The 4232-nt window shown below is 43.2% G+C and carries 4 protein-coding genes; all 4 read right to left on the bottom strand.

Annotated features, from left to right (window positions below):
- Positions 1-523 (bottom strand): Uma2 family endonuclease (locus IQ229_RS15525; protein ID WP_194045103.1); only part of this gene is annotated, 523 nt, incomplete at its 3' end.
- Positions 524-688: 165 nt separating this feature from the next.
- A complete protein-coding gene (locus tag IQ229_RS15520; RefSeq protein WP_194045101.1) occupies positions 689-1075 on the bottom strand; it encodes an endonuclease domain-containing protein in 387 nt (128 codons plus the stop codon).
- A 409-nt stretch (positions 1076-1484) separates the two neighbouring features.
- A complete protein-coding gene (locus tag IQ229_RS15515) occupies positions 1485-1958 on the bottom strand; it encodes a hypothetical protein (RefSeq protein WP_194045100.1) in 474 nt (157 codons plus the stop codon).
- A gap of 81 nt (positions 1959-2039) precedes the next feature.
- On the bottom strand, positions 2040-4232 hold a 2193-nt coding region (locus tag IQ229_RS15510; RefSeq protein ID WP_194045099.1), incomplete at its 5' end, for an alkaline phosphatase D family protein.

The raw sequence follows: 4232 nt of genomic DNA, 5'->3' as shown, positions 1-4232 counted from the left end.
GAATACGTTTACTGCCTTGATCTGCGATCGCATAAGCAATGATTTGAGCATTTGTCACATCCACTACCCAGTATTCAGCAATACCTAATTCTTCATAGAGCGATCGCTTTGTGCCTAAATCATCCAACAGAGATGTTTTCGCAATCTCAATCACTAAATCTGGTGCAGGATAGCGATCGAGGTTGACGATTCCTGTACCTGCTGGGATAGTTTGGGCGCGTTCTCTGAGGTAATACGCCACATCGGGCTGACAATCCTGAACACCAGTTTTACGAAAGGTGGTTGTGTCTAAACCTGTCGCTAGAATCCCCTTAATGGTCGCAAATAGAGTTACAGCAAAAATAATTATTACATGGTCTTTACCATGAGCAAAACTAACTGGTGGCATCTCCAGCCTCATGTGTCCTTTGTAGTAATAACTTTTTCCCTTCTCGTTGAGTAAGCTAGCGACTATCTGCTCATACTCTTGCCAAGAAGCACAAATCCATATATCTGTCGGTAACTGGGTCTGAGTTTCACTCATTGCCTAACCCTTGTGCCAGTAATCTATATCTCTTGTAACTTAAATTCTAAACTCCTACCTCGATTCTTTAACCTCTGAAGTGCAACCTTCGAGTTCTGAGGTTAGATAATGGGGGTTAGAAGGCGATCGCTGCTGTAAAAAACTAAACTACGATTCCCCCCCTTTTTAAGGGGGGTTAGGGAGGATCAAACCCTGTATCTGCTCACACACACTATCAAACTGATTTAAAACTTGGCTATTTGTAAACCTGAGAACCTTTAAACCATAGCCTTCCAGAATATGAGTTATCTCCATGTCATAATCTTGACCTTGATCTGTAAAATGACTATCCCCATCAATTTCTATCACTACTTTTAAAATGGGACAGTAGAAATCAACGATGAAATGATTAATTGTCCGTTGTTTTAAAACGCGAAATTGAAAGGTTTTTAGATATCCATACCAAAGCTTCTTTTCTGCTGGAGTCATATTTTTGCGAAGTTCTTTTGCTCTTTCCACAAGCTTTGGATTGTAGGGTAGATGAAAATCGCTATTATTGAGGTTTTTGGTCATAGTTTATAGTTTTGATCCCCCCTGCCCCCCTTAAAAAGGGGGGTAATATATAGGTTATATGCACCTTTTTACTCGACCGTTGAGCCTTTGAACTCGGAAATTGCACCTTTTTACTCGACCGTTGAGCCTTTGAACTCGGAAATTGCACCTTTTTGCTCGACCGTTGCGCCTTTTAACTCGGAAGTTGCACCTTTTTACTCGACCGTTGCGCTTTTGAACTTGGAAGTTGCACCTTTTTGCTCGAACGTTGAGCCTTTGAACTCGGAAGTTGCACCTTTTTGCTTGAACGTTGCGTCTTTGAACTCCAAAAATAGAGCTTCAGAACTCGAAATGTTGTGCTTTTAACTCTAACATCCAACTTCTGAAGCTCACACGTTGCACTTTTGACGTGCAACTATGGACTTATTTTTTACAACATTGGTTCTTTAGACTCGACCTTTACAGGTTTACGAGTAAATCGTTTTCCCATTTCTGCAACCACTGTATCTAAACCCGCCCCTTGTCCACTGGCTTTAGCGTAGTTATACACCTGCAACGCGGCTGCATAAGCTTCACTACCCACTGCAAGAGATGTATCATCTACCAACTCTTGCAATTGTGTCAACGACAACAACACCGGATACAACGCTTCAAATAATTGCACGTCCTTCCGCATTTCATCCAAGTCAAACGATCGCGGTAAAAACTCTGGGTTCTGCGCCGCCACCTCTAATGCTTTACTCACAAACGCCCGACTCTTATCGCCCATCTTGGGTAAAGTCTTGCGATCGTCGGCACTCAAATCAACCAAAAATGGTAGCTTTTGTTTAATGGTGGTGATGGCTTGCAACACAGCATCTCTGTCTGTTTGTGCCAATGTTGCACTAATTGGGGTCGTAGACATAGAAATCACTCTCCAGTAAGTTTCTTTCATCTAGAGTGCCCACATATACAACTAAAATTTCCATTCACACAGCAAAGCTGGTTATCGTAATAAAGACTGATTGGGCGTTAACTGGCTCTCAAAACGACTGTAAACAATTTGGGTTGGATACCAAGAAGAAAACCAGTACAAATCTTGAATAACTTTGCAATAACTACTTTCATCTGCTGACTCAAAGTGAACCAGACCTAAATTATTAAATCCAACTACTTCTCGCCCCTCTTGAACCCAACGAAATTTCCAAAACATTAGGGGTTGTAACCATTTCCATTTAGCATTTTCGGCTCGTTTCCAAGGAGCTATTAACGATAATATATCTGCTCCATACCGAGAAGTCTGAACACTGTTTCGAGGTATCCACTCCAGCACACAATGCCACTCAGAGTTAGTCAGCATCTGGCGATTATGGTGTAATTGTTTCTCTGAAACTTCTACCATATTGGGTGGATTAATCCAACCTATCCAATGACGTACCTTTTCTGGTAGTAGCCAATGTTTCAATCGTGTATGAATGAGCCGCGTCAAAATTTCTTCATTCTTCAATGCACTAGCGGTTAACTGCACTAAGACAGACTGTAATTTGGAATGAGTGCGTGCATAAGACAAGTGAGCAACAGAACTGTAGTGGATATCCCCAGATAGAATAATCACTTGTTGACGTTCTTCAAACAAGGTAGTTAGGAATTTTGCCAGTGCTTCAGTATTAATGTTCCAGGCATCTCCAACATCTGTTGAAAAAACTTTCTCCTGTTGTAACTGCCAATGATGAATCCAATCAATCACTTGTAATCCAAATACATTTGTAGGTGCAACCACAAATGTTGTTTGAATCTGGGTTTGTTCGACTATTTCTTGTAAAGGTAAAACTAGTTGTTGCTCAAAGGCTTTTGGGCACAGTAGCATGGGCGGCGCGATTGGTTTTTTATCGGCTGGATAACCCCGCCATGTACGTGTATCCAGCACAATTACTTCATGGCGATCGCTGCGGACTATATAATTCCAAGTCAGGGCTTCCGGATGTCGATCCAGAATAAATACTGCACCGTCTCGGACTAAAACAGGTAAGTCTGTGTGGGGATCGTTGGCTGGCATACCTACATAACGAGCGATCGCCTCATTAGCCTTTGCATCCCTTCCTTTAGAAGCTGACCAAGCTTGTGCAGCCGCCAACAGCTTTTCACCTGGTTTTCCTTCTGCAAATTGCTCTGGTGTATTGCCCCAACCTTGAAATACCGTGTAAGCTAACAATGCATTTTGAACTATTCTTCGTCCGAAGGGATGCCCCAAGACTCGCAAACACCAAGCTTGGTTCAAATTCCAGTCATCAGTAACATCATGGTCATCAAAGATGGTGTACATGGGAATATTGGCAAGGGCGCGGCGCACTTTCCAAAGGGTATAAATGAATTGGCGCAAATGCTGGACTTCTCGGTTCCACTTCTTGATAGCTTTGCTCCCGCGTGTTACTTGGTGTCCTTTGGGAAATGTTGCCGGCCAGCACACTGGCGACCAAGCGAGTAAATAAGTAGCGTAATATTCACCCAGGCTGAAAAGATGACTGTTGACTTTCTCTGCTTTATTATGTAATCCTGCCGTTAAACCAGCTTGATTTGTCGCCACATCAGCCCGCTCTCCAGGGGGTAGCTGCTGGGGAGTGCAATACATTCCATTCACCGGAAGTCGTTCTTCCCAACCCAAGAGGGCATCACCAAGAGTAGTGGCAACCCACAGAGATGGTTCTGCTACATCATCTCCATAAATTTGATCTCCGGTGAGGAACAGCTGATGAGGGCGGTGTTGGGGCTGATTTGCTGATGCCTGAATCATACTATCGAGAATTGGCAATGCATCAAACCCATGACCATGAGGTTTACGGCAGGAAGCATGGACAATTTGCAAATCTTGAAGACGGTTTGGCGGTAGAGCAAAGGTTGGTTTTTGATGATCGAAGTAGCTGATGCTGACTGGAGGAGAGGAGTTTGAAGATAATGCTTGTTGCATTTGCAGGGTTTGGTCAGCAACAGTAAACTGGAGGTCGTATGCATAGATGTGACTTCCAGTTAGGCGATGTCCAATTGTAGACCGAGCCGTGATGGCAACTACATGAAGATACTTACCCAGAGCAAAGGTAGAGCGTTCTCCCTCCAATAAGCAATTTCCTAATGTTTCACCATCATTTGTTGTGTCATAAACCTTAAGTTCTACCTGACAAGACTGTTTAAGCGCCACCCATAC

The sequence above is a fragment of the Nostoc cf. edaphicum LEGE 07299 genome (assembly GCF_015207245.1).
Classification (GTDB): domain Bacteria; phylum Cyanobacteriota; class Cyanobacteriia; order Cyanobacteriales; family Nostocaceae; genus Nostoc; species Nostoc edaphicum_B.
This window is presented reverse-complemented; position numbering and strand designations above follow the sequence as displayed.

Excerpts from the sequence above, each read along its gene's own strand:
- IQ229_RS15515 (WP_194045100.1), bottom strand. The coding sequence starts at position 1,958 with ATGTCTACGACCCCAATTAGTGCAACATTGGCACAAACAGACAGAGAT.
- IQ229_RS15520 (WP_194045101.1), bottom strand. The coding sequence starts at position 1,075 with ATGACCAAAAACCTCAATAATAGCGATTTTCATCTACCCTACAATCCA.